Genomic DNA, 23,815 nt, shown 5'->3' with positions numbered 1-23,815 from the left:
TTGTGCTTATCCGCGTGACGCGGCGATCTTGATCAGCTTGGCATAGTAGAACCCGTCGTGGCCGCCTTCCTGGGCCAGCAACTGGCGGCCATGTGGCTGGCGTAGGCCGGCCTCGGTGGCCAGGTCCAACTCACGGGCGCCCGGGGTGCGGGCGAGGAAGGCGTCGATCACCTCGGTGTTCTCGGTCGGCAAGCTCGAGCAGGTGGCGTAAAGCAGCATGCCGCCCACTTCCAGGGTCGGCCACAGGGCATCGAGCAGCTCGCCTTGCAACGTGGCCAGGGCCGGAATGTCGTCGGCCTGACGGGTCAGCTTGATGTCCGGGTGGCGGCGGATTACGCCGGTGGCCGAGCACGGGGCGTCGAGCAGGATGCGCTGGAACGTTTTGCCGTCCCACCAGCTGGCGGTGTCGCGGGCATCGCAGGCGATCAGCTCGGCGTCCAGTTGCAGGCGATCGAGGTTCTCGCGCACGCGGGTCAGGCGCTTGGCTTCCAGGTCGATGGCCACCACCTGCGCCAGGCCAGCTTCGGCCTCAAGCAAGTGGCAAGTCTTGCCGCCCGGGGCGCAGCAGGCGTCGAGCACGCGTTGGCCGGGGGCCAGTTCGAGCAGGTCGGCGGACAGCTGTGCGGCTTCGTCCTGCACGCTTACCCAGCCTTCGGCAAAGCCAGGCAGGCTGCGCACATCGCAGGGCTCATTCAGTACGATGCCGTCACGGCTGTACTGGCAGGCGCTGGCGCCCACGCCGGCCTCAGCCAGCAAGGCCAGGTAGGCATCGCGGCTGTGGTGGCGGCGGTTGACCCGCAAAATCATCGGCGGGTGGGCGTTGTTGGCGGCGCAGATGGCTTCCCATTGCTCGGGCCAGAAGGCCTTCAGCGATTTCTGCAGCCAGCGCGGGTGGGCAGTGCGCACCACCGGGTCGCGCTCCATGCCCGCGAGCAGCGCTTCGCCTTCACGCTGCGCGCGGCGCAGCACGGCGTTGAGCAGGCCTTTGGCCCACGGCTTTTTCAGCTTGTCGGCGCAACCCACGGTTTCACCGATGGCGGCATGCGCCGGAATGCGCGTGTAGAACAGCTGGTACAGGCCGACCAGCATCAAGGCCTGCACATCGGCATCGGCCGCTTTGAACGGCTTCTGCAGCAACTGCGCAGCGAGCAGGTCGAGGCGCGGCTGCCAGCGGGCGGTGCCGAAGGCCAGGTCTTGGGTCAGGCCCCGGTCGCGCTCGTCGACCTTGTCCAGTTGTGCCGGCAACGAGCTGTTCAGCGAAGCCTTGCCGCTGAGCACAGCGGCCAAGGCACGGGCGGCGGCCAGGCGAGGGTTCATTGGCCGAGCACCTTGCCGTTGGCGAATTTCTCGCGGCGGCTGTTGAACAGGTCGCTGAAGTTCAGCGCCTTGCCGCCGGGCAGTTGCAGGCGAGTCAGGCTCAGTGCCTGGTCACCGCAGGCGACTACCAGGCCGTCCTTGCTGGCAGACAGGATCTCGCCTGGGGCGCCGTTGCCTGTGGACAACGTGGCAGCCAGCACTTTCACGCTTTCGCCGTCCAGGGTGCTGTGGCACACCGGCCACGGGTTGAAGGCACGCACCAGGCGCTCCAGCTCCACGGCCGGGCGGCTCCAGTCAATGCGTGCTTCGTCTTTGTTCAGCTTGTGGGCATAGGTGGCCAGGGCGTCATCCTGGGCTTCACCCTGCAGCGAGCCGTCGGCAAGGCCAGCAATGGCTTGAATGACCGCAGGCGGGCCCATTTCGGCGAGGCGGTCATGCAGGGTGCCGCCGGTGTCTTCGGCGCTGATCGGGGTGACCACCTTGAGCAGCATCGGGCCGGTGTCCAGGCCCGCTTCCATGCGCATCACGGTCACGCCGCTCTCAGCATCGCCGGCTTCCACGGCGCGCTGGATCGGCGCCGCACCGCGCCAGCGTGGCAGCAAGGAGGCGTGGCTGTTGATGCAACCAAGGCGCGGAATATCCAGCACGGCCTGGGGCAGGATCAGGCCGTAGGCGACCACCACCATCAGGTCGGGCTTGAGCGCGGCGAGTTCTGCCTGGGCATCGGCATTGCGCAGGGTTGGCGGCTGCAGCACCGGGATGTCGTGGGCCACGGCCAGTGCTTTGACCGCGCTCGGCATGAGCTTCTGGCCACGCCCGGCTGGGCGGTCCGGCTGGGTGTAGACGGCCACGATCTCATAGGGGCTGTCGAGCAGTGCCTTGAGGTGTTCGGCGGCAAACTCTGGAGTGCCTGCGAAGACGATGCGCATGGAGTTCTCGCTGCAAAAAAGAAAAAGGCTTGCCGGAGCAAGCCTTCTGGAAGGTGGGGATCAGGCTTGCTGGCGGTGCTGCTTTTCCAGCTTCTTCTTGATCCGGTCGCGTTTGAGCGTGGACAGGTAGTCGACGAACAGCTTGCCGTTGAGGTGATCGAACTCGTGCTGCACGCACACGGCCAGCAGGCCTTCGGCTTCGAGCTCGAACGGCTTGCCGTCGCGGTCCTGGGCTTTGACGCGCACCCGCAGGGGGCGGTCGACGTTTTCGTAGAAGCCAGGCACCGACAGGCAACCTTCCTGGTACTGGCCCATGTCGTGGGTCAGTTCTTCGACGACGGGGTTGATGAAGACCCGCGGCTCGCTGCGGTCTTCGCTCAAGTCCATCACCACCACTTGCTTGTGGACGTTGACCTGGGTCGCAGCCAGGCCGATGCCAGGCGCTTCATACATGGTTTCAAACATGTCGTCGATCAGCTGGCTCAGGGCGTCGTCGAACACCGTCACCGGTTTGGCGAGGGTGCGCAGGCGCGGGTCCGGGAATTCGAGAATGTTCAAGATGGCCATAAGGTCGGGCAGTCACTGTGCGTTCGGTTGAAAACTGAGCACACATAATAAAGGTAATCGGGGGATTCGGCACCTGGCAAAGCTCGGCTAGGGTTTAAACGGACGGCTTATCACCCATTTGATGGACAGGTTGTCAAAGCGTTATCAACACAGTTATCCACAGGTTGTGCCACGTCGATGGCCCCGTTTCGATCAAGGATGATCCTCATGTTGACCCACCATTCGTCGCCTTGCGCGCCTGCCGAACTGGAGGCGAGGTTGCGCCTGCACCGCCTGCCGGACACAGGGTTACGCCGCTTTCACAGCCTGCTGAAAGCTTTTGGCAGCGCTTCTTCGGCGCTGAGTGCGCCGGCCGCAGCCTGGCGCGCACTGGGCATTCCGCAAGCCAGTATCGACGCCCGAAGAAGCGCCGAAGTGCGTGACGGTGCGCTGGCTGCAATGGCCTGGTTAGAGCGCCCGGGCCAGCATTTACTGATGTGGGACAGCCCTGGCTACCCTGCTCTGCTGGCTGAAACCGACGACCCGCCGCCGTTGCTTTTCGTCGCTGGCGACCCCGCATTACTGGAAAGGCCACAGTTGGCAATTGTGGGCAGCAGGCGTGCTTCACCGCCCGCGCTCGACACTGCCCGAGCATTTTCCCGCTACTTGGCGCAGACGGGTTTCACCATTACCAGCGGCCTGGCACTGGGTATCGATGGTGCCGCTCATCGGGCAGCGTTGCAGGCCGGGGGCGGCACAATTGGGGTGCTCGGGACGGGGCTGCAAAAACTTTATCCACAGCGCCATCGCGAGCTTGCCCAAGCGATGATCGACAGCGGCAGCGCGCTGGTTTCCGAGTACCCGCTGGATGCCGGCCCGCTGCCGGGCAATTTTCCGCGGCGTAATCGCATCATCAGTGGCTTGTCGCTGGGCGTATTGGTTGTGGAGGCGAGCCTGGCCAGTGGCTCGCTGATCACAGCGCGCCTGGCGGCTGAGCAGGGCCGCGAGGTGTATGCCATCCCAGGCTCCATCCACCACCCAGGTGCCAAAGGCTGCCACCAGCTGATTCGCGACGGTGCGCTGCTGGTGGAAAGCGTGGAACAGATTCTGGAAAGCCTGCAGGGCTGGCAGAACCTGCCCCCGGCCATTGTTGAACAGCGTGATCACCCCCTGCTCGCCTTGCTGCATGCCGCGCCCCAGACTACCGAGAGCCTGGCCCACTGCAGCGAACTGACGTTGGCTCAGGTGATGGCGCAGCTCACCGAACTGGAGCTTGAAGGGCGGGTCAGCAATGAAGCCGGGCGTTGGTTTGCCCGCGTTGGCTAAGTACACTGCTCACAAGCAAGGTATATAGGCGGAGAGACAGCAATGGTGAGCAGTTTTCGTGTGCAACAAGCCGCACGTGAGATCCGGGCGGGCGCAGTTATCGCCTACCCGACGGAAGCGGTCTGGGGCCTGGGCTGTGACCCGTGGAACGAGGACGCGGTGTATCGCCTGCTGGCGCTCAAGTCGCGGCCTGTGGATAAAGGGTTGATCCTGATCGCCGACAATATCCGCCAGTTCGACTTTTTGTTCGAAGATTTCCCCGAGGACTGGATTGACCGCATGGGCAGCACCTGGCCAGGCCCGAACACCTGGCTGGTACCGCACCAGGACCTGTTGCCGGAGTGGGTGACCGGCCAGCACGACACGGTGGCGCTGCGGGTCAGTGACCACCCGCAGGTGCGTGAGCTGTGCGCGCTGGTCGGGCCGCTGATTTCCACCTCGTGCAACCCCGGCGGTCGCCCGGCCGCGAAAAGCCGCTTGCGGGTGGAGCAGTACTTCCATGGCCAGCTGGACCTGGTACTGGGCGGGGCGTTGGGCGGGCGGAAGAACCCAAGTGTGATTCGCAACCTGGCGACGGGCGAAGTCGTTCGCCCGGGCTAAATTGCCAAGCGCCGATACCCCTCCTTGTGGGAGCGGGCTTGCCCCGCGAAGAGGCCAGCCCAGACGGCCAGTGTGTATGGCCAGGGCTTCGCCCTGGTTCGCGGGGCAAGCCCGCTCCTACAGTTGATCGAGTCGCCTGGAATCTCTCTGATCTTTATCCAAATGGCTGTCCGGCATTCAGTTTGGGAAAATTCCTACATCTCGTAACGAATACCATCACCTTCTCAGTGGGAAGTCCTGTCTCTAGGCTTCAGACCCTCGCCGAACAACTTGGCGATCGGGTGTGGTAGCCCGGATGCATCTTTTCCATGACAGTCTATGGCGGCTGTGCGCGGGAGGCTTTCGAGCCTGCCTGGTTTGGAAAATGCCCGGGTCTACCACCTCGCGTACAGCCGCCACCCGATCCACCCCTACCCAGCACCTCAACTCGAACCTGCATGCGATTGAAATGGCAGAGGGTGTGGTGGAGGCGATACTCGATGGCATCGAGTCGACCCCACAGCCGCAGAAGAAAGTGTGAGGGCTGACAGGTGCCTGCCTTGAGGGTTCTAGCGCCTGTGAAATCGAGCGCCGCCCGCGCGGCGCTTCGCAGCACAAGGCTGCTCCTACATTTGTTTCGGGCCAATCAATCCTGAGACACAGGCGCGCGGCCCCTGTGGCATCCACCTCGATATCGTGTGGAACAAACAAGGCGGTCGCGCGCGCTGGGACAGGCGTTACTGGCCCGAAACCGATGTAGGAGCAGCCTTGTGCTGCGAAGCGCCGCGCGGGCGGCGCTCGATCTACGCAACACCACAACAACCCAGCCAAGCACCTGGCCGCCCTGATGCGATCCCGTACCTAAATCAAGGCAACAAAACAGTCGACCCCACAGTCCGTCGCGCCGACAGCTCCGCCTGCGCCTTGGCCGCCTCACTCAGCGGATACCGCTGCTGGATATCCACAACCAGCTTCCCACTCGCAATCATCGCAAACAGGTCATCGGCCATGGCCTGGGTGTTCTCGGCATTGTTGGCATAGCTCGCCAGGGTCGGCCGGGTGACATACAGCGAGCCCTTCTGCGCCAGTATCCCCAGGTTCACCCCGCTCACCGCGCCCGAAGCATTGCCAAAGCTCACCATCAACCCGCGTGGCTGCAGGCAGTCCAGTGAGGTCAGCCAGGTATCGGCGCCCACGCCGTCGTACACCACCGGGCATTTCTTGCCGTCGGTCAGCTCCAGTACGCGCTTGGCCACATCTTCATGGCTGTAGTCGATGGTTTCCCATGCCCCCAGCGCCTTCGCCCGCTCGGCCTTCTCAGCGGAGCTGACGGTACCAATCAGCTTGGCCCCCAGCGCTTTGGCCCATTGGCAGGCCAGCGAACCCACGCCACCGGCAGCGGCATGGAACAGGATCACGTCGCCCGGTTGCACCGCATAAGTCTGCTTGAGCAGGTACTGCACGGTCAGGCCTTTGAGCATCACCGCCGCTGCCTGCTCAAAGCTGATGTTGTCCGGCAGTTTTACCAGGTTGGCCTCGGGCAGCGTATGCACTTCGCTGTAGGCACCCAGCGGGCCGCCGGCATGGGCTACCCGATCACCGACTTTCAGGCGGGTGACGCCCTCACCCACGGCGTCGACCACACCAGCGGCCTCGGTGCCGAGCCCGGAAGGCAAGGATGGCGGTGCGTACAAGCCGCTGCGGAAATAGGTGTCGATGAAGTTCAGGCCAATCGCCTGGTTACGCACGCGGACCTGCTGTGGCCCAGGTGGGGCGGGGTCGAACTCTACAAGCTGCAGAACTTCCGGGCCGCCATGCTGGCTGAACTGGATACGCTTGGCCATCTCGCACTCCTGTTGTCGGGATTGGTAACAGCCCTCTATCGGACGCCTTTGCTTGATCGCCGTCAACTGCGGCGCGTCAGCCGCCGGTGGTATGCTACGCGGCGAATTCTTCTCTGCCCGCTCCAGGTGACCCGATGACCAGCCGCACCGAGGCCGTGAAAGCCTACCTGCTCGACCTGCAAGACCGCATCTGCTCCGCCCTTGAACGTGAGGACGGCGGCGCCCGCTTTGTCGAGGACGCCTGGACGCGTGAAGCCGGTGGCGGGGGCCGCACGCGGGTGATCGGTGAGGGCAAGGTGATCGAGAAAGGCGGGGTCAACTTCTCCCACGTGTTCGGTGCCGGCCTGCCACCGTCGGCCAGCGCCCACCGCCCCGAGCTGGCGGGCCGTGGTTTCGAGGCCCTGGGGGTGTCGCTGGTGATCCACCCGCACAACCCGCACGTGCCGACGTCCCACGCCAATGTGCGCTTCTTCATCGCCGAAAAAGAAGGCGAAGAGGCGGTGTGGTGGTTCGGCGGCGGTTTCGACCTGACCCCGTACTACGGCAACGAAGAAGACTGCATCCACTGGCACCGTGTGGCCGAGCAGGCCTGCGCGCCATTCGGTGCTGACGTGTACCCGCGCTACAAAGCCTGGTGCGACCGCTACTTCCACCTCAAGCACCGTGGCGAACCACGTGGCATTGGCGGGCTGTTCTTCGACGACCTGAACGAGTGGGACTTCGACACCTGCTTTGCTTTCATCCGTGCCATTGGCGATGCCTTTGTCGAGGCCTACCTGCCGATCGTTCAACGCCGCAAGGACACGCCCTATACCGCCGAGCAGCGCGAGTTCCAAGAGTACCGTCGCGGTCGCTACGTGGAGTTCAACCTGGTCTACGACCGTGGCACCTTGTTCGGCCTGCAATCGGGTGGGCGTACCGAGTCGATCCTTATGTCGCTGCCGCCGCAGGTCCGCTGGGGCTACGACTGGAAGGCCGCGCCTGGCAGCGAAGAAGCGCGCCTGACCGAGTACTTCCTGCAAGACCGCGACTGGCTCGCCCAGTAAACCTGTGGATAACCGAGGAGCCCCTATGGACCAGTACGTCGTTTTCGGTAACCCCATCGGCCACAGCAAGTCGCCGCTGATCCACCGCCTGTTCGCCGAGCAGACCGGCCAGGACCTGGAATACGCCACCCTGCTGGCGCCGCTGGACGAGTTCAGCGATTGTGCCCGCGGTTTCTTCAAGCAAGGCAGTGGTGGCAATGTCACGGTGCCGTTCAAGGAAGAAGCCTACCGCCTGTGCGACAGCCTGACCCCACGTGCCCAGCGGGCGGGTGCGGTGAATACCCTGAGCAAGCTGGCGGATGGCTCGCTGCGGGGGGACAACACTGACGGTGCTGGCCTGGTGCGCGACCTGACGGTGAATGCGGGGGTTGAGCTGGCGGGTAAGCGGATCCTCATTTTGGGTGCGGGCGGTGCGGTGCGTGGGGTGCTGGAGCCGATTCTGGCGCACGATCCGCAGTCGCTGGTGATCGCCAACCGCACGGTAGAAAAGGCCGAGCAACTGGCGCGTGAGTTCGCTGAGCTGGGGCCGGTGTTGGCCAGCGGGTTCAGCTGGCTGCAGGAGCCGGTGGACGTGATCATCAACGCCACCTCGGCGAGCCTGGCGGGCGAGATGCCGCCGATTGCCGACAGCCTGGTCAAGGCGGGACGCACGGTTTGCTACGACATGATGTACGGCAAGGAGCCGACGCCGTTTTGCCAATGGGCTACCAACCTAGGTGCGGCCAAGGTGCTGGATGGGCTGGGGATGCTGGCTGAGCAGGCGGCTGAGGCGTTCTTTATCTGGCGTGGCGTTCGGCCGGATACGGCGCCGGTGCTGGCTGAGCTGCGCCGGCAATTGGCTCGGGGCTGAATTTGAGATTTTGGGGCCGCTTTGCGGCCCATCGCAGCGGTTCGGCGCACCGACAAGCCAGCTCCTACAGGTTTCTGCACGAATCTCAAAAAATGCGCTGCACAGCAGCCCCAATGGTCACTCTGCAAATTCAATGGGGCAACCCGCCACCCCTTCCAACTTCTGCAATTCCTCGACCACCTGCGGCCGCGCCCGCTGCAAGGTTAAACTACCCCCCGCCCGCCGCAACCGCCGTGCCTCCCGGTGCAACATATCTACACCCGAATAATCGATAAAATTCACCTGCCGCGCATCGATCACCACATGCGGCCCCTGGCAGCGCTGCAAGCGCACCTGCAGGTAATGCGCCGCGCCAAAGAAGATCGACCCGCCCACCCGCAGCACGTCGGCCTGCCCTTCGCGGCTCTGCTGCACCCGTGGCCGGGACGTGCGTTTGAGGTAAAAGAACAGCGAAGCCAGCACCCCGGCATAGATCGCGGTCTGTAGCTCCAGCAGCAAGGTCGCGGCGGCGGTCAGGGCCATGACCAGGAACTCCGAGCGGCTGACCCGGAACAGCGCCCGAATGCCACGGTGATCCACCAACCCCCAACAGATCAGCAGGATGCTGCCCGCCATCGCCGGGATCGGCAGGTGGGCGATCAGCCCTGCCCCTGCGACGGCAAACAGCGCGACCCACAGGGCCGAGAACACCCCGGCCAGCGGTGAGCGGGCGCCGGCGTCATAACTTAAGCCCGAACGGGTGAAAGAGCCTGATGACAGGTAACCGGAGAAGAACGCGCCGACGATGTTCGACAGGCCCTGGGCGCGGATCTCCTGGTCGGCGTCGATCAGCTGTTCAGAGCGCGCAGACAGCGACCGGGCGATCGACAGGCTGGTGACCAGGCCGAGCATGCCCACCGCCACCGCGGTCGGCAGCAGCCGCAGCATCAGCTCCACGTCCAGTAGCGGCAGTGGGCTCAACGGGGGCAATTGGCCAGTGAAGGCAGGTACCCGCGGCACATGGCCAAAAAAGCCAGGCAGTGACCAGGCCAGCAAACTGACCACGACCAGGCTTATCAACAGGCTCGGCCAGCGGGGCCGCCAGAGCTTGAAGGCCATGCCGATCAGCACCGTGGTCAGCCCCAGTATCAGCGACGGCAGGTCGACCTCCCCGGCGTGGCTGGCCAGGTCTTGCACGGTTTTCAACGCCGTGGCCTGGCTTGGCAAGTCCATGCCCAACAGGTTGGGCAACTGGCCGAGGGCGATGACGATGGCGGCGCCCAGGGTGAAGCCGAGCACCACCGAGTGGGAGACGAAATTGACCAGTGCGCCGAAGCGCAGCAGGCCGAGCAAGAGCTGGAAGATGCCGGCGAGTAATGTCAGCAGCAGGACCAGCGTGATGTAGTCGGCGCTGCCCGGCACCGCCAGGGGGCTGACGCTGGCGTAGAGGACGATCGAGATGGCTGCGGTCGGGCCGCAGATCAGGTGCCAGGAAGACCCCCACAAGCAGGCGATGAGCACCGGGACGATGGCGGCGAACAGGCCGTATTCCGCGGGCAGGCCGGCGATCAGGGCGTAGGCGATGGATTGCGGCAGGGCAAGGATGGCACCGCTCAGGCCGACCAGCAGGTCCTGGCGCAGGCTGCGGCCCGATTGGCGGGGGAGCCAGGCAAGGAAAGGCAGCAGCTGGATGAGGCGGTGCATAAGTATTTCAGTTTCCCGAGTGTTGTACCGGCCCCCTGTGGGAGCGGGTTTACCCGCGAATGCGTCGGTGGCTTCACTAGAGCATTCGCGGGTAACCCGCTCCCACAGGATGAGTGTGATTATCGAGATTACAGTTTGCTTGTGACGGCCTCTTTCGCATCGCCACCGGACTTGGTGCTGACCCCAGCCAACCACCCTTCCAGTACTTCGGGATGCGCCTTCACCCAAGCCTTGGCTGCTTCATCGAAGCTCACTTTTTTATCCACAACCTCGGCCATGATGCTGTTTTCCATGTCCAGGGTAAATGTCAGGTTGCTCAGCAGCTTCGCTGTATTCGGGCACGCCTGTGCATAACCTTTGCGGGTCAGGGTGTAGACCTGGCCCTTGCTGCCAAACCACTTTTCCCCACCCGTGAGGTAGTGCATCTTCAGCTTCACGTTCATCGGGTGCGGTGTCCAGCCGAGGAAGGTGATGAATTGCTGCTTCTTCACGGCGCGGTCAACTTGCGCGAGCATCGCCTGCTCACTCGACTCCACCAGCTTCCACTGGCCGAGGTCGAACTGGTTCTGGTCGATGATTTCTTTCAGCGACAGGTTGGCAGGCGCGCCAGAGCCGATCCCATACAGTTTCTTGTCGAACTGATCAGCGTGCTTTTGCAGGTCGGCGAAGTCTTTGACGCCGGCGTTCCACACATAGTCGGGCACCGCGAGGGTGAACTCGGTGCCTTCAAGGTTGCGCGACAACTGCTGCACATCACCATTGGCGATGAACTTGTCATGAAACCCCTGGTGCGCCGGCATCCAGTTGCCGAGGAAGGCATCGACGCGCCCGTCCTTGAGGCCGCCATAGATGATCGGCACGGCCAGGCTGTCGATCTTTACCTGGTAGCCGAGGCGTTCCAGCAGCAGGCGGGCGATGGCGTTGGTGGTGGCGATATCGCTCCAGCCGGGGTCGGCCATCTTCACGGTGCTGCATTGCGCGTCTTCGGCGTGAGCCGTGGCAGCGCCCAGGCCGAGGGCCAGGGCAAGCACAGCGGCGGAGATTTTTTGCATGGCGAACTCTCTTCTCAATCCAGAGGGGCGGGCTGTGGATAACGGGCCTTGCGCTCGAGGTCGTCGAGATCGATGTGGTTGCGCATGTACTGTTGGCTGGCGTCCACCAACGGTTGGTGGTCCCAGCTTTTCAGCTTGCCGATGGCCAGGGCTTCGGCCACCAGGCGGCGGCGGCGCTGGCTGGCCAGCACCTGTTGGCGCAGGGTGGGGATGTCCCAGCGCTGCCGGGCTTCATCGGCAAATGCCTGCAGCAGCGCCTGATGGTCGGGGCTGCTGGCGAGGTTCTCCCGCTCGTGCGGGTCGCGGCTCAGGTCATAGAGTAGCCATGGGTCGTCTTCGCTGTACACGAACTTGTACGGGCCACGGCGGATCATCATCAGCGGGCCGACCGTACCTTCGGCCATGTATTCGCCAATGACCTCGTCGTGGCCACCCTGCCCTTGCAGGTGGCCCAGCAGCGAGCGGCCGTCCAGGTGCAGGGACGTGTCCACGGCACCGCCGGCCAGTTCGACCAGGGTCGGCAGCAGGTCGCAGGTGGAGACCGACGCATTCACGCGCGCGGCGGCAAAGCGTTTGGGGGCGTGGATCAGCAGTGGCACGCGCGCCGACATTTCGAACCAATGCATCTTGTACCAAAGGCCGCGCTCGCCAAGCATGTCGCCGTGGTCGCCGGAGAACACGATCAACGTGTCCTCCGCCAAGCCGCATTCCTCAAGGGTTTGCAGCAACTGGCCAATGTTGTCGTCGATGTAGCTGCAGGCGCCAAAGTAGGCGCGGCGGGCATCGCGGATCTTGTCCACAGGCAGGGGCTTGTTCCACAGGTCGTAGACCTTGAGCAGGCGCTGCGAGTGCGGGTCTTGCTCGCGCTGGTCAAACTCGGCGCTGGGCATTGGGATATCCACACCTTCGTAGCGATCCCAGTAGCGCTTGGGAATGGTGTACGGGTCGTGGGGGTGGGTCATCGACACGGTCAGGCAAAACGGCCGGCCATCGTTTTCGCGCACATGGTCGTAGAGGTACTGCCGGGCCTTGAACACCACCTCCTCGTCGAAATCCAGCTGGTTGGTGCGCACGCATGGGCCGGCCTGCAGCACCGACGACATGTTGTGGTACCAGCTCGGGCGCTCGTCCGGGGCGTCCCAGTTCACGGCCCAGCCGTAATCGGCAGGGTAGATATCGCTGGTCAGGCGTTCTTCGTAGCCGTGCAACTGGTCTGGGCCGCAGAAATGCATCTTGCCCGACAGCGCAGTGCGGTAGCCGAGATGGCGCAGGTAATGGGCGTAGGTGGGCACATCGGCGGGGAAGTCAGCGGCGTTGTCGTAAGCGCCAATACGGCTGGGCAACTGGCCGCTGACCAGGGTGAAGCGCGACGGTGCGCACAGCGGGCTGTTGCAGTACGCCGAGTCGAACACCACCGCCTGGTCGGCGAGGCGGGCGAGGTTTGGCATCTGGATGGGCGAAGGGGCGTAGATCGGCAGCAGGGGCGCGGCCATCTGGTCGGCCATGATGAACAGGATATTCGGGCGCGTCATGGTTGGCTTCCATCGTTGAAGGTTATGCGAACCGCTTGCCTACCAAGATGCGACTGTGGATAACATGGGTAAAGCCCATGACGGGCAATGACTGGGATTAGCTGAGCTTATGTTTGAGCGCCTTGGCGAGCTGTCGCTCGATACCCTGCGTGTGTTCGAGGCCGCAGCGCGGTTGCGTGGCTTCACGGCTGCGGCGCTTGAGCTGGGGACCACGCAGCCCGCCGTGAGCCAGCAGGTGAAGCGCCTGGAAGCCCAGCTGGGTACCCGGCTGTTCGACCGGATCTACCGGGGCATTGCGCTGACCGAGGCCGGCCAGTTGCTGTTCGAACAGGTGCACCAAGGGCTGCAGGCCATGGACGATGGGCTTGCCCTGGCCAGCGGGCGAGGCCAGCGCGAGGTGCTTCAGGTGGCGACCGACTTCGCCTTTGCCGCGTTCTGGCTGATGCCCCGGTTGCAACGCTTTCATGAAGCTTATCCACAGGTGGATGTGAGCCTGGTAACGGGTGAGCGCAGCCAGGCGATGCTGCGGCCGGATATCGATGTGGCGGTGCTGTTTGGTGACGGGCGTTTTCATCAAGGCGAGAGCCGGTGGTTGTTCGATGAGGAGGTATTCCCGGTCTGCAGCCCCCGCCTGACTCATGGCAAACCCTTGTCAGCCGTGGCTTTGCAGCGTTTGCCGTTGCTTCACCTGCGCGGTGAGCAGGCCAGCCGTTGGTTTGATTGGGCGGGTGTGTTTCGTGGGTTTGGCGTAGACAGCCCACCGCCACCGGGGCAGTTGCGTTTTGATAACTACACCTTGTTGATCCAGGCAGCGATTGCCGGGCAAGGGGTAGCGATTGGCTGGGGGCACCTGGTCGATGGGCTGGTTGAACAGGGGCTGCTGTGCCGGCCTTTGGAGGGCAGTTTGCGCTCGGAACGCGGGTATTACGCGGTTTTGCCACCGCGCAAGCGGCGTGGGGCGCTGATTGAGCGGTTTGTCGGTTGGCTGGAGGATGAGCGTGAGTCTTGAGGGCCTCTTCGCGGGGCAAGCCCGCTCCCACCGGTACACCACAGGATTGGATAGCTGTGCAGTACTTGTGGGAGCGGGCTTGGCCCGCGAAGAGGCCTCAGGATACGAAGTTGAGATGCTCGCCCCGATGTAAACCCAAGTCCAGCATATCGGCCATCCCCGCCGCTACCCTCTCCAGGTCGACCAACGTCTGGGGTGCATTGATCAGGGTCCAGTGCAATGCGCTGCGCTGCAGCCCATCGACAACCTGGTCCACGCCTTCACGCGCTTCATCGTTGTAATCGCCTGGCCTGTCCAACACATCGAAATCGCCCACCAGCAACAGCCGGCGTATAGTCGTACGCGCAAGCCCGGCCACCAGCGCTTCGCTCATCTGCCATTGCGCAGGCAGGTCACCGGGTGCCAAGGCTGACACCAAGGCAACTACCGCCGAGCCGCCTGCGGCACCCTGCTCCGCCTGGTCGGCACTCGCCAGCCCGCCTATCTTGAAATGCAGGCCAGGGCGTGGCGCATGGCGGTTGAGGTCATCGACCACGGCGGTCACTTCGTGCTGGCGTGACAGCAGCTCGGTAATCAGCGCACTGCCAAGGCTGGACTCGGCCCCGAACAGGACCAGCTTGAATACTGGGGTTTCGGCGTTTTTCACTGCATCACTTCCTTTGCAGGGGGTGATGGTTTGACCGCAATCAGGAGTTATCGTGCAAAGGATCAAGGGCTATCACGCCCACGTGTACTACGACGCATCGACCCTCGAGCAGGCGCGAGAACTGTGCGAGGAGGCGGCGCGGCTGTTCCCCGTGACCATGGGGCGCATGCACCAGCAACCCGTGGGGCCGCATCCGGACTGGAGTTGCCAGCTGGCGTTCGGGCCTGAAGTGGTGGGGGTGGTGTTGCCGTGGCTGGCGCTGTATCGGAAAGGGTTGGTGGTGTTTCTGCATCCGCTGACCGGGGATGAGCTGGCGGATCACCGGGATCATGCGATCTGGATGGGGGCTGTGCGGCCGCTGAAGCTGTCGATTTTTGGCGGTTAGATGGGGGCCGCTATGCGGCCATTCGCGGGGCAAGCCCGCTCCCACAGGTCGAGTGCTTTCTGACAGATTGCAGTGAACCTGTGGGAGCGGGCTTGCCCCGCGAAGAATGCAACGCCAATCAGCGTCGGGCGCCGCGCACGCCTTCAGCCAACGCCGAGCACAGGCTCAGCACATCATTGACGGCCTGATCGGCATCCTTGGCATGAGCGATCTTGTCGACCAGCGCCGACCCCACCACCACACCATCGGCCAGGCGGGCGATGTTCGCAGCCTGCTCCGGGGTACGAATGCCGAAACCAACGCTGATCGGCAGGTCGGTATGCCGACGCAGGCGGGCGATGGCTTCGGTCACGTGCTCGGTGGTTGCCGAGCCCGCGCCGGTCACACCGGCGACGGACACGTAATAGACGAACCCGGAGCTGCGCTCCAGCACACGCGGCAGGCGTGCGTCGTCGGTGGTCGGGGTGGTCAGGCGGATGAAGTCGATGCCCGAAGCCTGGGCTGGGGTGGCCAGCTCGGCATCATGCTCGGGCGGCAGGTCGACGATGATCAGGCCATCGACGCCGGCTTCCTTGGCTTCTGCCACGAACTTTTCCACGCCAAAGCGATGGATCGGGTTGTAGTAACCCATCAGCACGATCGGCGTGGCCTGGTTGCCCACGCGGAATTCACGAACCATCTGCAGGGTCTTGGCCAAGGTCTGGCCGGCTTCCAGTGCACGCAGGGTCGCTAGCTGAATGGCCACGCCATCGGCCATCGGGTCGGTGAACGGCATGCCCAGCTCGATCACGTCGGCGCCGGCTTCCGGCAGGCCCTTGAGGATGCGCAGCGAAGCGTTATAGCCCGGGTCGCCCGCGGTAACGAAGGTGACCAGTGCCGAACGGCCTTCGGCCTTGAGTTCGGCGAAGCGTTGTTCAAGACGGCTCATGCCTGTTTCTCCTGGGCGGCCATGTGGTTCATCACGGTTTGCATGTCTTTGTCGCCGCGCCCGGACAGGCACACGACCATCAGGTGGTCCTTGGGCAGGTTCGGTGCGCGCTTGATCGCCTCGGCCAGGGCGTGGGAGCTTTCCAGGGCCGGGATGATGCCTTCCAGGCGGCAGGTGGCGTGGAACGCATCAAGGGCTTCGTCGTCGGTGATGCTGACGTACTCGACGCGCTTCACTTCATGCAGGTAAGCGTGCTCCGGGCCGATGCCCGGGTAGTCGAGGCCGGCGGAAATCGAGTGGGCGTCGGTGATCTGGCCGTCAGCGTCCTGCAGCAGGTAGGTGCGGTTGCCGTGCAGCACGCCGGGTACGCCGCCGTTCAGGCTGGCCGCGTGTTTGTCGGTGTGCACGCCGTGGCCGCCGGCTTCGACGCCGATGATCTGCACGCTTGGCTCTTCAAGGAATTCGTGGAACAGGCCCATGGCGTTGGAGCCGCCACCGACGCAGGCCACCAGGCTGTCGGGCAGGCGCCCTTCCTTCTCTTGCAACTGGGCACGGGTTTCCTTGCCGATGATCGACTGGAAGTCGCGGACCATGGCCGGGTACGGGTGCGGGCCGGCGACGGTGCCGATCAGGTAGAAGGTGTCTTCGACGTTGGTGACCCAGTCGCGCAGGGCCTCGTTCATGGCGTCTTTCAGGGTGCCGGTACCGGCGGTGACCGGGACGATTTCGGCGCCCAGCAGCTTCATGCGGAACACGTTGGCCTGCTGGCGCTCGATGTCGGTGGCGCCCATGTAGATGACACAAGGCAGGCCGAAGCGGGCGGCGACGGTGGCGGTGGCCACGCCGTGCATGCCGGCACCGGTTTCGGCGATCAGGCGTTTTTTGCCCATGCGCTTGGCCAGCAGCACCTGGCCGATGCAGTTGTTCACCTTGTGCGCGCCGGTGTGGTTGAGCTCTTCACGCTTGAAGAAGATTTTTGCCCCGCCACAGTGCTCGGTCAGGCGCTCGGCGAAGTACAGCGGGTTCGGGCGGCCGATGTAGTCGCGCTGGAAGTACGCCAGCTCTTCGAGAAACTTCGGGTCGGCCTTGGCGGCTTCGTATTCGCGGGCCAGGTCCAGTACCAGTGGCATCAGGGTTTCTGCCACGTAGCGGCCGCCGAACGAGCCGAACAGGCCGTTGGCGTCTGGGCCAGGGCGGTATTGAGTCTGGGTCATGGGGCGCTCCAAGGCGTAATGAATGAGTGATGGGCTTTACTCTAACCACGCAACGCCCGTCTGAAAACCGATAAGATTGCGCAAACCTGTCAGGAAAACTCACAAGACAATGGCCCAGGACCTTCCCCCGCTCAATGCCCTTCGGGCCTTCGAGGCGACTGCCCGGCTTAACAGCGTCAGCCAGGCGGCCGAAGCGCTGCATGTGACGCACGGCGCGGTCAGCCGGCAGATCAAAGTGCTTGAAGAGCACTTGGGCATTGCCCTGTTCGTCAAGGATGGGCGTGGCATCAAACTCACAGATGCCGGCATGCGCCTGCGCGATGCCAGTGGCGAGGCATTCGACAGGTTGCGGGGTGTGTGTGCCGAGTTGAGCCGGGATAACAGCGAGGCGCCGTTCGTCCTTGGCTGTTCCGGCAGTCTGCTGGCGCGGTGGTTCATCCCCAGGCTCGGGCGGCTCAAGGCGGACCTGCCGGAGCTGCGCCTGCACCTGTCTGCCGGGGAAGGCGACTTGGACCCGCGGCGCCCAGGCCTGGATGCCTTGCTTGTGTTTGCCGAGCCACCGTGGCCGGCAGACATGCAGGTGCACGTGTTGGCCGAAGAACGCATCGGGCCTGTGCTCAGCCCCCACTTCGCCGGCTTCGAGCGTTTGCGCGGCGCGGCGCCCCAGGCTTTGCTGGGCGAGTCGCTGCTGCACACCACCTCACGCCCGCAGGCGTGGCCTGCGTGGGCGGCGCAGCACGGGCTCGAGCCGGGCGCATTGCCGTTCGGCCAGGCCTTCGAACACCTGTACTACTTGCTGGAGGCCGCAGTGGCCGGGCTGGGGGTCGCGATCGCGCCGCAGCAGTTGGTGGCGGATGATCTGCGGGCTGGGAGGTTGGCGGCCCCTTGGGGCTTTTCACCCACGCACGCCGCGCTGGCGCTGTGGGTGCCACGGCGCGCCGCGGATGGGCGCGCCGAGCAACTGGCGCAATGGCTGCGCCAGGAACTGCGGCTGCAGATCGCTTAGTTGCGCTTGTACAGCAGCCAAGCCGCCAGCAGGCCCAAGGCACCCACGGCTACCCCGGCGGTGGTGATGGGGTGCTCCTGGGCGTAGTCACGGGTGGCGATGCCGGTTTGGCGAGTGCGGGTCTTCACTTCCTCGTAGGCGTCGCTCAGCAGGCTGCGCGAATGTTTGAGTGCGCTCTCGGCGTTGCTGCGGATTGCCTTCACCGACTTCTGGGACTCCTCCGAGGCATCGTGTTTGAGGTTTTCCAGCGATTTCAGAAGGCTTTCGATCTCGGCTTCCATGCTTTCCAGGGATGTTTTACGCAGCGAGTTGCGGTGCATGTTGACTCTCCTTCGGGGATGGGCTGTAAGGATTGCGACTGCACCGCGCGGCGAAAGTGCGATCGAACTTTCATCCCTGGCGACGGCTCGCAGGTAAACCAGGCCTGCGCTGCTAGGCTCAATTTCACCGTCATCCAAGGAGAGTGCACATGTCCGATCATCACACGTACAAGAAGATCGAACTGGTTGGGTCGTCGCCCACCAGCATCGAGGACGCGATCAACAATGCCCTGGCCGAAGCGGGCAAGAGCATCAAGCACCTGGAATGGTTCGAAGTGATCGACACGCGGGGCCATATCCATGACAACAAGGCGGCGCACTTCCAGGTCACGCTCAAGGTCGGGTTTCGGATTGCCAATAGCTGAAGCATTACCGGGCTAGCTGGCGCCGGCAAGATGGGGTAATAGAGAGGGGGCGCCGTTGCCGGCGCCCTCTTTGATTTTCATCTGTACAAGGAAAGCGATCGATGAAGAAACTGATTCTGGCGGCGGGCCTGATGGCACTGGCGGGTGGTGCGCTGGCGGCGGGCAAGCCGTGTGAAGAACTGAAGGCAGAGCTTGCCGCCAAGCTGGATGCCAAAGGCGTGCATGGCTACACGCTGGAGATCGTCAAGAAAGGCGATGCAGCGGGCAAGGTGATTGGCAGCTGTGAAGCCGGTACCAAGGAAATTGTCTACCGGCGTGGTTGAGTGACGGCCTCTTCGCGGGGTTACCCGCGAGGCGGGCTACTAGGCCTTCAAGGCCTCTGCCATCAGTTCATAGGACCTGACCCGGTCCGCATGCTCATACAAGTCGCAGGTAAAGATCAGCTCATCCGCGCCGGTCTGTTCCAGCAGCACCTCGACGTTGGCCCGCACCTTCTGCGGGCTGCCAATCATGGCCAGGCCGAGGAAGCTCATCACCGCATCGCGCTCGTGGGGTAGCCACAGCCCATCCATGCTTGGCACGGGCGGACGCTGCATCAGGCTCTGCCCGCGAATCAGGGCAAGAATGCGCTGGTACACCGACGTGGCCAGGTACTCGGCCTGCTCGTCGGTGTCGGCCACCACCATGGGAATACCGAGCATCACATAAGGCTTGTCCAGCGTGGTGGAGGGTTTGAAATGGTTGCGATAGACGCGAATCGCTTCGTGCATGTAGCGCGGCGCAAAATGCGAGGCGAACGCATAGGGCATACCGCGCATGCCGGCCAACTGCGCACTGAACAGGCTTGAGCCGAGCAGCCACATTGGCACCTCGGTGTCATGCCCTGGCACGGCGATCACTTTTTGATCATCGGTGCGCGGGCCGAGGTAGCGCGACAGCTCTTCGACATCATCGGGGAAGTCGTCCGCGCTGCCGGAGCGCTCGCGGCGCAGGGCCCGGGCGGTCATCTGGTCGGAGCCAGGGGCGCGGCCCAGGCCCAGGTCGATGCGGCCTGGGTACAGGCTGGCCAAGGTGCCGAACTGTTCGGCGATTACCAGCGGCGCGTGGTTGGGCAGCATCACGCCACCGGAACCGACACGAATGGTCGAGGTACCGCCCGCCAGGTAGCCGAGCAACACCGAGGTCGCGGAACTGGCAATGCCATCCATGTTGTGGTGCTCGGCGACCCAGAAGCGGTTGTAGCCGAAGCGTTCCGCGTGCTGTGCAAGGTCCAGCGAGTTACGCAGCGACTGCGCCGGCCCGCCATCGGCGCGCACGGGCACGAGGTCGAGGGTGGAAATTTTCAGGTCACGCAGCTGCGTCATCGGAGCCTCCTTGAAGGTGGTTGGCCAGAGGCCTTTTGAACTCTGTATGGGCACATTCGGTGGATTCAATGCTTGCGGTCAGATTGATCTGAACTTGCCGTAGGTAGCCGACCTCTGAACCCTTAAGCATGTCACCCCAAGATATGTAAACGTAGCGACCAGGAGGCATCATGAAAAAGACAGCATCGGCGATCTGGCAAGGCGGCCTGAAGGACGGCAAAGGCTTGCTTTCCACTGAAAGCGGCGCGCTCAAGCAGAACCCGTACGGCTTCAATACCCGTTTCGAAGGCTCGCCCGGCACCAACCCGGAAGAGCTGATCGGCGCTGCCCATGCCGGTTGCTTCTCGATGGCGCTGTCGATGATGCTGGGTGAAGCGGGGCTGACCGCAGACCGCATCGATACCATTGCCGAGGTGACGCTGGACAAGCAGGCCGACGGCTTTGCCATCACTGCCGTGCACCTGATTCTGAAGGCCAAGGTGCCGGGCGCCAGCGAGGCGCAGTTCCTTGAAATCGCCAACAAGGCCAAGGCCGGTTGCCCGGTGTCGAAGGTGCTCAATGCCACCATCAGCCTGGATGCCTCGCTGGTGGGCTAGGCGGCGCAACGAGGGCGGTTTGCTGTAGTCTAACCAGCAATGGCAGCACGACTGCCCTTTCAGGAGCCGTTCCATGATCCGCGTAGCAATCGCCGTGTTGGCCTCCCTGCTCGCCACCTCTACGCTGGCGGCAGTGAAGCCGTGCGAAGAATTGAAAGCCGAGATCGAGGCCAAGATCCAGGCCCAGGGCGTACCGTCCTACACCCTGGAAATCGTGCCCAACAGCGAGGTCAAGGACCCGAACATGGTCGTGGGTAGCTGCGAAGGTGGCACCAAGAAGATCATCTACCAGAAGAACGACCGGTAGCATCTGAATGCTGGGGCCGCTTTGCGGCCCTTCGCGACGCAAGGCCGCTCCTACAGGTACATGACTGACTGTGGGAGCGGCCTTGCGTCGCGAAAGGGGCGCAAAGCGCCCCCAACGTCACGGAATGCAAAACACGTTGCTGGGCTCGTTCACCAGCACCTTGCGGCTGGCGTCGTACAGCAGCACCTGCGGCTCCATCACGGGCGCCCGGGCCTCCAGGCGATAGCGTTCGCCGGCTTTGAAACTGTCATAGCGCACCGTCAGATAACAGGTACGGTCCCTCGGCTGGGACATGATGCCCCCGCCGTAAATCTCATAATCGAAACGCACCACCAGCTCGTGCTTGCCAGGCGTTACCTGGAAGTATCGGCCATCCTCCAGCCGCTGACCGTCGAGGCGGTCGGCCATGAGGACCCTGCCGGGGGTGATGGTGGAAAGCTCGACCCAGGCCTGCTTGGGGTCGACGGGCGGCAAGGGGCTGGCGCAAGCCCCCAGTGCACTGAGGGCGATCAGCATCATGGGCTGGCGCATGGCAAAACTCCCACTTGCGATTCACAAGTTACAAGCATAGCGCCGTTTGCGGGGTTCAGGTGCGTTGACAGCCCGCTGGCAGGCCTTGGCCCACCAGTTTTTGCTGGTGGTCGTAAAGTTTGATCCAGGGTCGGAAGCCGATGCTGCCCGCCTGCAACTGGTAGCGCTGGCCGGCGCTGAAGTCTTTGAAGGTGAGGTTGAGCTGGCAATCGCGCCACAGCGGCTCGTTGACCGGGCCGATATTGCTCGGGGTGACCGGGAACTGGTAGCGCACGGTCAGTTCGTGGCTGCCGGGGGCAACTTCGAAATAGCGTGTGTCAGCCCAGTCGCGTTCGTCCACCTGCACGGCGTGCAGCGACGTCTCGTCAACGGGGGTGAGGTCGACCCAGGCCTGATTCGGATCGGGGTCCGGCAGGGTTGAGCACGCAGACAACAGCATGAGTGTGCTGGCGGCAAACAATGGACGCATGGCGAAACTCCCCCCTGGCGAGATAGTCTTGGAGCGTATTGGCCATGAGCGAGTCAGACAGTCCCAGATGCTTCGACTTTTTCTTTTTCAGCGCTCAGGCCCTGGGCCACTCGACCGCCTTTTCACCCGTTTTGTTCCCGTGTTGGCGGCCGTTCTGCTGAACGGTTGCAGCAGCGTCGGCTATTACGGCCAGTTAGCAGAGGGCCAATGGCAGCTACTGCGCGCGCGTCAGCCGGTGGAAAAGGTGCTGGCAGACCCGGCCAGCAGCCCGCAGTTACGTGCGCGGCTACAGCATGCCGAACAGGCCCGGGTGTTCGCCAGCCAGCAGCTGAAACTGCCGGACAACCGCAGCTACCGGGTTTACGCCGACCTGGGGCGCCCCTACGTGGTATGGAATGTATTCGCCACGCCTGAACTGTCGTTGCAGCCGGTGACGCATTGCTTCCCGATTGCCGGCTGCGTGGCCTATCGCGGCTATTACCGCCAGGGGGCGGCGCGTGGCGCGGCGGCGTTGATGCGCCAGGCGGGTATGGATGTGTATGTGGGCGGCGTCGAGGCGTATTCGACCCTGGGCTGGTTCGACGACCCGTTGTTGTCGTCGATGGTTGGCTGGGGGGATGAGCGGTTGGCGTCGTTGATTTTCCATGAGCTGGCCCATCAGCGCTTTTATGTGCAGGACGACACGGCGTTCAACGAATCGTTTGCCACCTTCGTCGAGCAGGAGGGATCGCGGCAATGGCGCGCAGCGCGTGGGCTTGCAGCGATCGAGGATGATCAGGCGCAGCAGCGTGACCAGTTCATTCGGCTGGTGCTGGCCAGCCGTGAACGGCTCCAGGAGATGTATGCCGGGCCGCTGGATGACGCGCATAAGCGTGTGGCGAAGCAGGCGGAGTTCGAGCGGTTGCGGCGCGAGTACCGAGCCGTGCGTGATAGCCAGTGGGCGGGCGACACGCGTTATGACGCCTGGATGTATGGGCCGATGAGCAATGCCAAGCTGCTGCCGTTTGGGCTGTATGACCAATGGGTGCCGGCGTTTGCAGCGGTGTTTGGTGAGGTTGGTGGGGATTGGGGGCGGTTTTATGAGCGGGTCGAGGCGCTTGGGCGGTTGCCGGTTGAAGCGCGTAAGGCGGCGTTGGCGCGGGTTGTGGTTACCCAATGAGATTTTGGGGCCGCTGTGCGGCCCATTCGCGGGGCAAGCCCGCTCCCACAAGTTTTGCACTGCCATTCATAGCGATGCGGTACCTGTGGGAGCGGCGGTGCGGCGGTCCGACTTGCCCCGCGAATGGGCTGCAAAGCAGCCCCAATCATTATCAGGCGTTAATGAAGGCCCGATGCATCTCGGCCAACGTAGCGAAATGAAACTCCGGCGCTTGGGCCGTCAACTCTTCTTCGCTACCAAACCCATACCCCACCGCCACCGCCTGCAGCCCATTGCTGCGGGCCCCGATCAGGTCGTGCTTGCGATCGCCGATCATCAGCGTTTGCGCCGGGTCCAGCCCTTCCTCGTCGAGCAGGTGACGAATCAACTCGACCTTGTTAGTTCGGGTGCCGTCCAGCTCACTGCCATAAATCACCTTGAAGTGATGGTCGAACGCAAAGTGTCGAGCAATCTCGCGGGCGAATTCCCAAGGCTTGGACGTGGCCACATACAGTGTGCGCCCTTGGCCATTGAGGGCCTTGAGCAGTTCCGGTACGCCCTCGAACACCTGGTTTTCGTACAGGCCAGTGACGCGGAAGCGCTCGCGATAAAAATTGACCGCCTCCCACGCCTTGGCTTCGTCAAAGCCGTAGAACTGCATGAACGCCTGCAGCAAGGGCGGGCCGATGAAGTGTTCGAGGCGGGCCAGGTCGGGTTCATCGATGCCCAGTTTGGCCAAGGCGTACTGGATGGAGCGGGTGATGCCCAACCGCGGGTCGGTCAGGGTGCCATCAAGGTCGAAGAGGATGTTCTGCTGGTGCATGTAAGCGATT

At 63.6% G+C, this 23,815-nt stretch carries 28 protein-coding genes; 13 read left to right on the top strand and 15 right to left on the bottom strand.

Annotation, left to right across the window (positions count from 1 at the left end):
• Positions 1 to 6: 6 nt before the first annotated feature.
• From rsmB to def, 3 genes are read right to left on the bottom strand one after another with little or no spacing between them, the layout of a single operon-like run.
• Entirely contained in the window at positions 7 to 1,317 is a 1,311-nt protein-coding gene (rsmB, locus tag OO306_RS01670) for a 16S rRNA (cytosine(967)-C(5))-methyltransferase RsmB (RefSeq protein ID WP_027592049.1), read from the bottom strand.
• On the bottom strand, positions 1,314 to 2,246 hold the full coding sequence (fmt, locus tag OO306_RS01665; RefSeq protein WP_186679267.1) for a methionyl-tRNA formyltransferase: 933 nt from the start codon (positions 2,244 to 2,246) through the stop codon (positions 1,314 to 1,316). The genes rsmB and fmt overlap by 4 nt, the downstream gene beginning before the upstream one ends.
• A 60-nt stretch (positions 2,247 to 2,306) precedes the next feature.
• Positions 2,307 to 2,813, bottom strand: coding sequence for a peptide deformylase (gene def / locus OO306_RS01660; protein WP_027592047.1), 507 nt, complete (start codon positions 2,811 to 2,813; stop codon positions 2,307 to 2,309).
• A 207-nt stretch (positions 2,814 to 3,020) separates the two neighbouring features.
• On the opposite strand from def, the gene dprA reads away from it, so the two are divergent.
• The 3 genes from dprA to OO306_RS01645 all read left to right on the top strand — a co-directional run bounded on the left by dprA (position 3,021) and on the right by OO306_RS01645 (position 5,238).
• The gene (gene dprA / locus OO306_RS01655; RefSeq protein WP_265967482.1) at positions 3,021 to 4,118 is read left to right on the top strand and encodes a DNA-processing protein DprA; all 1,098 of its coding nucleotides are present in this window, start codon (positions 3,021 to 3,023) and stop codon (positions 4,116 to 4,118) included.
• Between the two features lie 42 nt (positions 4,119 to 4,160).
• Entirely contained in the window at positions 4,161 to 4,718 is a 558-nt protein-coding gene (locus OO306_RS01650) for an L-threonylcarbamoyladenylate synthase (RefSeq protein ID WP_027592045.1), read from the top strand.
• 364 nt (positions 4,719 to 5,082) lie between these two features.
• Positions 5,083 to 5,238, top strand: a complete 156-nt coding sequence (locus OO306_RS01645; protein WP_265967505.1) for a hypothetical protein — start codon at positions 5,083 to 5,085, stop codon at positions 5,236 to 5,238.
• A 325-nt stretch (positions 5,239 to 5,563) separates the two neighbouring features.
• Here OO306_RS01645 and OO306_RS01640 read toward each other — a convergent pair whose 3' ends face one another.
• Positions 5,564 to 6,541, bottom strand: a complete 978-nt coding sequence (locus tag OO306_RS01640) for an NADPH:quinone reductase (RefSeq protein ID WP_099427978.1) — start codon at positions 6,539 to 6,541, stop codon at positions 5,564 to 5,566.
• A gap of 134 nt (positions 6,542 to 6,675) precedes the next feature.
• Between OO306_RS01640 and hemF the strand changes: the two genes are divergently transcribed.
• Together hemF and aroE are read left to right on the top strand one after the other, a co-directional pair.
• A complete protein-coding gene (gene hemF, locus OO306_RS01635) occupies positions 6,676 to 7,587 on the top strand; it encodes an oxygen-dependent coproporphyrinogen oxidase (RefSeq protein WP_027592042.1) in 912 nt (303 codons plus the stop codon).
• 25 nt (positions 7,588 to 7,612) lie between these two features.
• Positions 7,613 to 8,437, top strand: coding sequence for a shikimate dehydrogenase (aroE, locus tag OO306_RS01630; RefSeq protein WP_265967481.1), 825 nt, complete (start codon positions 7,613 to 7,615; stop codon positions 8,435 to 8,437).
• Positions 8,438 to 8,554: 117 nt separating this feature from the next.
• Here aroE and OO306_RS01625 read toward each other — a convergent pair whose 3' ends face one another.
• From OO306_RS01625 to betC, 3 genes are all read right to left on the bottom strand, one after another.
• Positions 8,555 to 10,120, bottom strand: coding sequence for a SulP family inorganic anion transporter (locus OO306_RS01625; RefSeq protein WP_238209888.1), 1,566 nt, complete (start codon positions 10,118 to 10,120; stop codon positions 8,555 to 8,557).
• A gap of 128 nt (positions 10,121 to 10,248) precedes the next feature.
• Positions 10,249 to 11,172 (bottom strand): choline ABC transporter substrate-binding protein, encoded by a 924-nt coding sequence (gene choX / locus OO306_RS01620; RefSeq protein WP_265967480.1) that lies wholly within the window; start codon positions 11,170 to 11,172, stop codon positions 10,249 to 10,251.
• 14 nt (positions 11,173 to 11,186) lie between these two features.
• Positions 11,187 to 12,704, bottom strand: a complete 1,518-nt coding sequence (gene betC / locus OO306_RS01615; RefSeq protein ID WP_265967479.1) for a choline-sulfatase — start codon at positions 12,702 to 12,704, stop codon at positions 11,187 to 11,189.
• Positions 12,705 to 12,813: 109 nt separating this feature from the next.
• On the opposite strand from betC, the gene OO306_RS01610 reads away from it, so the two are divergent.
• A complete protein-coding gene (locus OO306_RS01610) occupies positions 12,814 to 13,713 on the top strand; it encodes a LysR family transcriptional regulator (protein WP_265967478.1) in 900 nt (299 codons plus the stop codon).
• Positions 13,714 to 13,810: 97 nt separating this feature from the next.
• On the opposite strand, the gene OO306_RS01605 is transcribed toward OO306_RS01610, so the two are convergent.
• Entirely contained in the window at positions 13,811 to 14,359 is a 549-nt protein-coding gene (locus OO306_RS01605) for an NAD(P)H-binding protein (RefSeq protein WP_265967477.1), read from the bottom strand.
• A gap of 52 nt (positions 14,360 to 14,411) precedes the next feature.
• On the opposite strand from OO306_RS01605, the gene OO306_RS01600 reads away from it, so the two are divergent.
• Entirely contained in the window at positions 14,412 to 14,744 is a 333-nt protein-coding gene (locus OO306_RS01600; protein ID WP_027592035.1) for a DOPA 4,5-dioxygenase family protein, read from the top strand.
• 118 nt (positions 14,745 to 14,862) lie between these two features.
• On the opposite strand, the gene trpA is transcribed toward OO306_RS01600, so the two are convergent.
• Both trpA and trpB read right to left on the bottom strand, forming a co-directional pair.
• The gene (trpA, locus tag OO306_RS01595) at positions 14,863 to 15,672 is read right to left on the bottom strand and encodes a tryptophan synthase subunit alpha (protein ID WP_265967476.1); all 810 of its coding nucleotides are present in this window, start codon (positions 15,670 to 15,672) and stop codon (positions 14,863 to 14,865) included.
• Positions 15,669 to 16,886 carry a tryptophan synthase subunit beta gene (gene trpB, locus OO306_RS01590; protein WP_027592033.1) on the bottom strand — a complete coding sequence of 406 codons (1,218 nt, stop codon included), beginning with the start codon at positions 16,884 to 16,886 and terminating at the stop codon, positions 15,669 to 15,671. Before trpB ends, trpA begins: the two co-directional genes overlap by 4 nt.
• Positions 16,887 to 16,995: 109 nt before the next feature.
• On the opposite strand from trpB, the gene OO306_RS01585 reads away from it, so the two are divergent.
• Positions 16,996 to 17,892, top strand: coding sequence for a LysR family transcriptional regulator (locus tag OO306_RS01585; protein WP_099427986.1), 897 nt, complete (start codon positions 16,996 to 16,998; stop codon positions 17,890 to 17,892).
• Here the strand turns inward: OO306_RS01585 and OO306_RS01580 are convergent.
• Positions 17,889 to 18,212, bottom strand: a complete 324-nt coding sequence (locus OO306_RS01580) for a YqjD family protein (protein ID WP_027592031.1) — start codon at positions 18,210 to 18,212, stop codon at positions 17,889 to 17,891. The two genes, OO306_RS01585 and OO306_RS01580, sit on opposite strands and share 4 nt — an antisense overlap.
• A gap of 149 nt (positions 18,213 to 18,361) precedes the next feature.
• Between OO306_RS01580 and OO306_RS01575 the strand changes: the two genes are divergently transcribed.
• Positions 18,362 to 18,577, top strand: coding sequence for a dodecin (locus OO306_RS01575; RefSeq protein ID WP_027592030.1), 216 nt, complete (start codon positions 18,362 to 18,364; stop codon positions 18,575 to 18,577).
• Positions 18,578 to 18,678: 101 nt separating this feature from the next.
• Complete coding sequence (locus OO306_RS01570) at positions 18,679 to 18,900, top strand: DUF1161 domain-containing protein (protein WP_085272120.1); 222 nt, start codon at positions 18,679 to 18,681, stop codon at positions 18,898 to 18,900.
• A 39-nt stretch (positions 18,901 to 18,939) separates the two neighbouring features.
• Here OO306_RS01570 and OO306_RS01565 read toward each other — a convergent pair whose 3' ends face one another.
• Positions 18,940 to 19,941 (bottom strand): LLM class flavin-dependent oxidoreductase, encoded by a 1,002-nt coding sequence (locus tag OO306_RS01565; protein WP_099427987.1) that lies wholly within the window; start codon positions 19,939 to 19,941, stop codon positions 18,940 to 18,942.
• Between the two features lie 170 nt (positions 19,942 to 20,111).
• Here OO306_RS01565 and OO306_RS01560 point away from each other — a divergent pair, with 170 nt between their 5' ends.
• Positions 20,112 to 20,537, top strand: a complete 426-nt coding sequence (locus OO306_RS01560; RefSeq protein ID WP_027592027.1) for an OsmC family protein — start codon at positions 20,112 to 20,114, stop codon at positions 20,535 to 20,537.
• A gap of 73 nt (positions 20,538 to 20,610) precedes the next feature.
• Positions 20,611 to 20,844 carry a DUF1161 domain-containing protein gene (locus tag OO306_RS01555; RefSeq protein WP_027592026.1) on the top strand — a complete coding sequence of 78 codons (234 nt, stop codon included), beginning with the start codon at positions 20,611 to 20,613 and terminating at the stop codon, positions 20,842 to 20,844.
• A 117-nt stretch (positions 20,845 to 20,961) separates the two neighbouring features.
• On the opposite strand, the gene OO306_RS01550 is transcribed toward OO306_RS01555, so the two are convergent.
• Together OO306_RS01550 and OO306_RS01545 are read right to left on the bottom strand one after the other, a co-directional pair.
• Positions 20,962 to 21,375: a hypothetical protein gene (locus tag OO306_RS01550; protein WP_085272118.1), complete on the bottom strand. Its 414-nt coding sequence runs from the start codon at positions 21,373 to 21,375 to the stop codon at positions 20,962 to 20,964.
• A gap of 55 nt (positions 21,376 to 21,430) precedes the next feature.
• Positions 21,431 to 21,844 carry a hypothetical protein gene (locus OO306_RS01545; RefSeq protein ID WP_027592024.1) on the bottom strand — a complete coding sequence of 138 codons (414 nt, stop codon included), beginning with the start codon at positions 21,842 to 21,844 and terminating at the stop codon, positions 21,431 to 21,433.
• A gap of 67 nt (positions 21,845 to 21,911) precedes the next feature.
• Here OO306_RS01545 and OO306_RS01540 point away from each other — a divergent pair, with 67 nt between their 5' ends.
• The gene (locus OO306_RS01540; RefSeq protein ID WP_265967475.1) at positions 21,912 to 23,003 is read left to right on the top strand and encodes an aminopeptidase; all 1,092 of its coding nucleotides are present in this window, start codon (positions 21,912 to 21,914) and stop codon (positions 23,001 to 23,003) included.
• Between the two features lie 151 nt (positions 23,004 to 23,154).
• Here the strand turns inward: OO306_RS01540 and OO306_RS01535 are convergent, their stop codons facing one another.
• A complete protein-coding gene (locus OO306_RS01535) occupies positions 23,155 to 23,805 on the bottom strand; it encodes an HAD family hydrolase (protein WP_265967474.1) in 651 nt (216 codons plus the stop codon).
• Positions 23,806 to 23,815 lie beyond the last annotated feature (10 nt).

The sequence above is a fragment of the Pseudomonas sp. DCB_AW genome (assembly GCF_026240895.1).
In the GTDB taxonomy this organism is placed as follows: domain Bacteria; phylum Pseudomonadota; class Gammaproteobacteria; order Pseudomonadales; family Pseudomonadaceae; genus Aquipseudomonas; species Aquipseudomonas kermanshahensis.
Note: the sequence above shows the minus strand (reverse complement) of the source record. Positions and strands in the feature narration are given on the sequence as shown.